We start from the raw sequence: 6167 nt of genomic DNA on the forward strand, positions 1-6167 counted from the left end.
CACACCCGCACCCCGCCACCCAGTCGGCAAGAAACAGCGCAAAACGGATATGCCTAGACGCGGCGGGGCCGAGCAGCAGCCTTAAAGATCAAGCTGAGCCCATCAGCTTGAGGCTTGCAGCCATGGCGCCTGACCACGGAGTGACAATCGCGGCCGGACCACGATTCGGGATCGGAGGCGCGTTCGGACGCAACATTCGACTGCCGTACACGCTCCCTTCGAGTCAACTGGCCCAGGCAATCCGCAGACTCGCACAGGCAGAACGAGCACTCGTCCACGGCGCTACCGGAACTCACACCCCCGCACCTATCGCGTAAGCGTCGACAACGTCATGACTGTTGGACGACACTCAGGGGTCTGATGCAGGGTTGGGTGACAGGTCCGGTCACGCGGCCTGGAGGGCCGGTGTGGTCATGACGGTTTCGTATTCGATGGGGGTCAGCCGGTGGCTTCGTCGCCGCCGCCGTGGACGCCGGTGCCGCGGTGCTGAAGCCCGTCACGAAGTCGCTGTGGGGTTACGGCGGCGTCGTCCAGGCCCCGGACGGGACGATCTGGAAGATCGCGACCTCGGCGAAGAAGGACACCGGCCCCGCCACCCGCGAGATCGACGAGGTCGTCCTGCTGCTCGGTGTCGAGGACGTGAAGGCCACCAAGCAGTTCTACGTAGGCCGGGGCCTGACCGTGGCCAAGAGCTTCGGCGGCAAGTACGCCGAGTTCGCCCCCGGTCAGTCCAGCCCCGTCAAGCTGGCGCTGTACAAGCGCCGCGCGCTGGCCAAGGACCTCGGCGTCCCCGCCGACGGCACCGGCTCGCACCGCATCGTCCTCGGCAGCACCGCCGACGCCTTCACCGACCCGGACGGCTTCGCCTGGGAGGCCGCCGCGCCGCCCGCTCCCACACCGTCCTGACTTCCGATCCTGTACTTCCGCACCGCCGTGTCTCACCTTGTACGAGAGGAAACCTGCTATGCCGTCCACGAAGTCGCCCGCCGAGAACTCCGGCACGACCGCCGAGAAGTACGACGGATTCACCGCCGAGGAGCGGGCCGCGATGAAGGAGCACGCACGCGAGCAGAAGAAGACGGCGGCGCGGCGTGGTTCGTCCCGGGCGGAGAAGGAGGCGGCAGCGGAGCAGGACGTGCTCGCGAAGATCGCCGAGATGCCGGAAGCGGACCGGGTCCTCGCCGAGCGGATCCACGAGATCGTCAAGACCGCCACTCCCGACCTCGCGCCCAAGCTCTGGTACGGGATGCCCGCACGCCAGGGACGGCAAGGTCGTCTGCCACTTCCAGAGCGCGGAGAAGTTCAAGTCGCGGTACGCCACGCTGGGCTTCAGCGACCAGGCGGCACTCGACGAGGGCGCGATGTGGCCGACCGCCTACGCCCTGAAGGAGCTGACCGCGGCCGACGAAAGCTCATCAGCGCCCTCGTGAAGAAGGCAGTGGGCTGAGGCCGCAGCCGGGCGGTGCCGGCGTCCCAGAAGACGGTCTCAAGCACGAAGTCCTCGCGGACCTAGCCGCGGCGGCGGGCCTTGGACCGGACGCCCTTGGCCTTAACTGGGCAGCGGCGTCCGGCGAAGTCCAGGTCATCGATGTCGACGCCGAGGATCTCCTCCGCGCGGGCCGCGGTCTCGTACAGCATTCGCCCCAGCGTCTTCTCCCGCAGATGAACCTCCCGCCGGGCGATCAGCAGACCGACGGTCATCTCCTGAGGGCCGTTGTAGCCGTACTCGGAGCACCAGCCGATCCAGGACAGCACCGCCGCCCGGCGCGTGTGGCGTCCGCCGCCACGCGGAGGGTCAACGCCTTCCCGGCTGGCAGCTGCACAGGCCAAGGCCGAACACGGCGAACGTTTACGAACACAGCACGAGGCGCGGCCGGGTGGCACCACGGAGGGTAATCACCCTCGCAGTCTGTCGGCTCCGGATTGCTCACACCCAGCCGACAGGGCTACTGCTCACGAGGCCCGGATTCTGGCATTTCCGCAGGAACCAGTGCTGATGATCAAGAGGAACCTACACCACCGGTGTAGAGTCCGCGTTTCCGTGAGCACTGTCGGCCGCGTGCGAGTCGATCCCTTTAAGCCGTACCTGGCCGACACCCTGGAGAATAAGAGTCTGTGGGCATATTCGGATCGCCGGGCGGCTTCCAGATCGTGGTACTTGAGTACATGCCCCTGCGACGCTTCGGGCTCTTCCAGGTCCTGCTCAACGGCTGGCCGATAGGCGACGGAAGTACAACGGCGTTCTATCCGCACTACTGCAACCTGCAAGACCTCGCCTGCCTGGCCGAGAGCGGCGAACCGCATGAGCGGTATCAGCTGAGCCTGGGTGACACCTTCGACCACATGCAGGTCGACGCCGAGTTGACCAACCGCGCGATCCTGTTCATCTTCCGTTCCCAGGACGAGAATTCGCATTGGCGCGAAACACAGGTAGACAAGAGAGAGTTCCTCAGCGTCTGGAGACAGGCCGCAGCCCACATCGAGGCGATCCTCGCCCAGGCAAGCGCCGATGTTGAACCCGGCTGCACGAATCACACCGATCAGTCGGCAACCTGAAGCCCCCGCTGACCATCAAGTGGCGGTCGCGCAAAGGACCAGGTTCGAGCGGGGCCAGACGCAGTGAAGGCCCGGTATCCACCGGGCCTTCACGTTTGAGTAGCGGGGACAGGATTTGAACCTGCGACCTCTGGGTTATGAGCCCAGCGAGCTACCGAGCTGCTCCACCCCGCGTCGGTACGGTGAACTGTACGGCACCGACCCGTCTCGGCCGAATCGGATTTCGCTTGGAGGCAGTGCCGGCGCATCTGCGAGCGCTGTCGGCCGGCCATGAGCATCATCCGAGTCGCGCCCCACGCCAGGAGACGAGGACACACCGTCCAGTCGTTCCCGTACTTCGGGATCCACACCCACCGGTTTCTGCAGAACGTCGGTTGAACGCCGCAACGCCGGCCCGGCTACGCGCCCCCGCCCCCGCCCCGAGACGACGCCCGGTCGGGTGTGGCGACAGACACCACCCCGAGGGGGCGGGCGAGACCGATCAGCCCTTCGTCCAGGCGCTGCAGATGCCGCAGGACACGGTCCGTGACACGGTCGTGCCGGGGGGAGCCGGGCTTGTCCGTCTCCAGCATGGAGGCCAGGCTCGCGCCGGTCTCCACCACGCCGTCGCTGTCGTCGTCCTCGACACGCGCGACGAGGACGTTGATGTTGTGGGCAATGCGCCGGCCTGCCCCCTTCAGGAGGGGGTCCGCGGCCACGCTCTTGCTGTTCGGGAGGAGTTCGGCCGTCGCTGCCAGCGAACGCGCGTGGTAGGCGCACGTCTCCAGCAGCGCCACGACGTAGCGAGCGGTCTGGCGGCGGGTCCGCAGCGGGGTGATCGGGTGGGTCAACGGCTGCGTGGAGGACCGCAGATCCTCCAGTGCCGTATCGAGCTCCCGGGCCATGTCCAGCAGATCGCGTGCGGGCCCGCCGCTCAGCTGCTCCACCGCGGCATCGGTGACGTCACCGAGCCGGGTCAGCACCGTGCCGAGGAGTTCGTCGGTACGGCGATCGGTATGCACCGGCAGGACAACGGCCGCCGCGATCACTCCGCAGGCGGCGCCGAGCGCGGTCTCCTCGATGCGCAGGACGAGCACCGCGGAGCTGTATGTGTTGAGCAGGGTGTACAGCAGCCCCAGTGCCGCCGTGACGAAGAAGGACATCAGGGCGTACGACAGCGGCGCGGTGAAGAACATGGCGAAGATGAACAGCAGCACGAGTGCGAAAGCCGTCCAGGTGTGGTGGCCCACCAGGCCTGCCAGGCCGACACCGGCGACGACGCCGAGGACCGTGCCCAGCAGCCGACGGTAGCCCTTGACCAGGATCTCCCCGGTGGATGCCGTGTTCAGGAAGACGACCCAGCAGGTCAGCACCGCCCAGTACCAGCGCTGACTGGAGAGGAACTCCCCGCCCACGATGGCCAGCGCCGAACCCACCGATACCTGGACCGCGGCACGGGTCGTGGGACGCTCCAGTCCCTTGTGGACATCCTCGACAGGCTCGGTCTCCTCGGCCTGCGCGATGGCGACGTCCTCGGCGTCCAGTTCCTCGCGGGAACGCGTCGTCGCAGGTGTGTCGTCGGACTCGTCCTGGGGCCCGTCGAGGGCCAGCCGCAGGCCCATGACAGCGCGCGCCGCCTCGCCGATGCCGCGGAAGACGTCCTGGACGGGGGCCGAGGCGCGCGGCAGATTCTCCTCGTCCCGATAGCCGAGCAGCCGGTTGCGCAGGTGGGCCACCGCGGCGCCGCGATTGTTCGAGGCCGGGCGGGCGACGAGCAGGCGCAATGCATTGAGATCACGGCGCAGCGTCGCGGTGATGTCGTCCTGTGTCCGCAGTCGGTTGCCGGGCGCCGGCACGGGCGCGTGCGGCAGATGAAGCGTGAGCGTATCGGCGCGTTCGGAGCTGCGCGCGGTGAGGATGAGCAGGCCGAGCCGCTCGGCTGCGATCTCGGCGTCGGCGACACGGCGCTGGACGAGCAAGGCGGTGGCGCTGTCGCTGGTGCCCTCCTCCAGCCGCCCCTGGATCATCATCGCGCTCTGGTGGAGGCGCGCGGTGTGTCGGCGTACGTCCTCCAGCGCCTTCTCGACGTGGTCCGGCCCGGCGTCGAGCAACTCGATCTGGGCGGACACCAATTGGGCGATGCGGGTGCGGAAGGCCTCGCGCAGTCGCAGCAGAATGCGTTCGGGCGTCTCAACAACCAGGCCGAACCGCACGACCGCGCTGCAGACGAACGCGACGACCAGTGTTCCGCACAGCCCCGGCAGCGCGGAGACTGTGGCCCTGACGAACAGGGACACAAAATAGATCTGAAACCCGATGAGTCCCAGGGCCGTACCGCGATCACCGAACCGGCGGCTGTAGACCGCGGCGAAGATCAAGGCGAGGAAGAAGAGGTCGCCCGCGACGACCTCGGTGCTCAACAGCGCTCCTAGTGACATCGCCACGAGCGCCACGGGCAGGCCGAGCGCGAGCGTGATGGCCTGTTCGCGCCGCTGCTTCTCCTTGATAGCGAAGGTCGCGACCATGGCCGCGATGGCACCGGCCACCATGTGGCTCACATCGGCCTTGAGCAGCGCCAGGACCGCGAGCGTGAGCGCGATGGCGCCGACTGTCCGCAGGCCGGCCATCAGCCGCAACAGTCCGGGGTCGGAGGCCGAGAACCGGTCCCAGATCCTCGTCCGGCTCGCCCGTGTCACTGTCCTCACCCTGCCGCTTTCCCCGCTCGCCACCATAAACCGGAAGTTCCAGCATGGCACGCGTCAACCCCCGCCCTGGCCCCGCCGTCCCGCGGGAGTGATCAAGCGGTTGTGTGTACATGCCGGACGAGAAGGGCTGGAGCGAGACACACGGCCTGGTCATCCTGATCACCATGGTGGTCCTCATGCTGATCATCAGCCAGGAGGGGAAGCCAGGGGCGTACGTGCGGCGACGCTGCGCGGGGGTGTGGGGCCCGCAGACGCCGTCGGTCACCGCGCCGAGGTAGCCGCGTCGTCCCAGGACAGTGTGGTCAGACAGTGGGCATGGTGTCTCCCCATCACGGTGCTGCACCATCGGCCCCACATTGAGGGTGGATTCAGCTCGGCCCCATTCCTCTGACCTCCGCTGGGGATCCGGCTGGGCGGATCACATTGCATCGTGACTGTCACTGACCACACGTCATAGTGTCACAGTGTCACTATGCATCCAGCGTCGCCCCTGAGTCGGCGCCGCCTCATCGCCCGTCCCCGCGTGGGCGCGGGGCACGGTATGACGTTCACTCAGTTCTCTTCGCTGTGACGGTCGTCGGCGGCTCCATCGGACCGGACGGCGCCCACCTGACCTCATATCAGAAAGACTCGTATGCGCATCAAGAACGTGAGCATCGTGCTCGCAGGCTCCGCCGTGATGGCCACCCTGGCCTCCTCCCCTGCCGCCGCAGCCACCTCCTCCCTGCCCGACCCTTCTGTCACCGCGGTCCTCAACATGCAGAAGCAGGCCATGGCAAACGGGGCGCCCGGTGCCCTCACCCGCATCGACTCGGGCACCTCGAGCTACCGCATCTCGATCGTCTGCTGCTGTTCCCGATTCTCCCTGCGCAGCCGCTGGAGCTCATCCTTCTCCGCCGTGGTCAGCGCGCCGGGCACCCCCTCGCC

At 67.5% G+C, this 6167-nt stretch carries 4 protein-coding genes, 1 tRNA gene and 3 pseudogenes; 5 read left to right on the forward strand and 3 right to left on the reverse strand.

Features of this window, described 5'->3' with window-relative positions; all coding sequences use genetic code 11:
• Window positions 1-447: 447 nt before the first annotated feature.
• Window positions 448-906: pseudogene (locus ABZV38_RS39150) on the forward strand (glyoxalase); the annotation flags it as partial.
• A gap of 58 nt (window positions 907-964) precedes the next feature.
• A pseudogene (locus ABZV38_RS39155) lies at window positions 965-1447 on the forward strand (hypothetical protein).
• A gap of 62 nt (window positions 1448-1509) precedes the next feature.
• Here the strand turns inward: ABZV38_RS39155 and ABZV38_RS39160 are convergent.
• Window positions 1510-1755, reverse strand: a complete 246-nt coding sequence (locus tag ABZV38_RS39160) for a hypothetical protein (RefSeq protein WP_356333599.1) — start codon at window positions 1753-1755, stop codon at window positions 1510-1512.
• A gap of 360 nt (window positions 1756-2115) precedes the next feature.
• On the opposite strand from ABZV38_RS39160, the gene ABZV38_RS39165 reads away from it, so the two are divergent.
• Window positions 2116-2556, forward strand: coding sequence for a hypothetical protein (locus ABZV38_RS39165; protein ID WP_356333602.1), 441 nt, complete (start codon window positions 2116-2118; stop codon window positions 2554-2556).
• A gap of 100 nt (window positions 2557-2656) precedes the next feature.
• Here the strand turns inward: ABZV38_RS39165 and ABZV38_RS39170 are convergent.
• Together ABZV38_RS39170 and ABZV38_RS39175 are read right to left on the reverse strand one after the other, a co-directional pair.
• Window positions 2657-2730, reverse strand: a tRNA-Met gene (locus ABZV38_RS39170).
• Between the two features lie 224 nt (window positions 2731-2954).
• Entirely contained in the window at window positions 2955-5267 is a 2313-nt protein-coding gene (locus ABZV38_RS39175) for an FUSC family protein (RefSeq protein ID WP_356333604.1), read from the reverse strand.
• A gap of 83 nt (window positions 5268-5350) precedes the next feature.
• Here ABZV38_RS39175 and ABZV38_RS39180 point away from each other — a divergent pair, with 83 nt between their 5' ends.
• Together ABZV38_RS39180 and ABZV38_RS39185 are read left to right on the forward strand one after the other, a co-directional pair.
• Window positions 5351-5518, forward strand: coding sequence for a hypothetical protein (locus ABZV38_RS39180; RefSeq protein WP_356333606.1), 168 nt, complete (start codon window positions 5351-5353; stop codon window positions 5516-5518).
• A 356-nt stretch (window positions 5519-5874) separates the two neighbouring features.
• Window positions 5875-6167 (forward strand): annotated as a pseudogene (locus tag ABZV38_RS39185) (hypothetical protein); the annotation flags it as partial.

The organism is Streptomyces sp. NPDC005181 (genome assembly GCF_040608395.1).
Classification (GTDB): domain Bacteria; phylum Actinomycetota; class Actinomycetes; order Streptomycetales; family Streptomycetaceae; genus Streptomyces.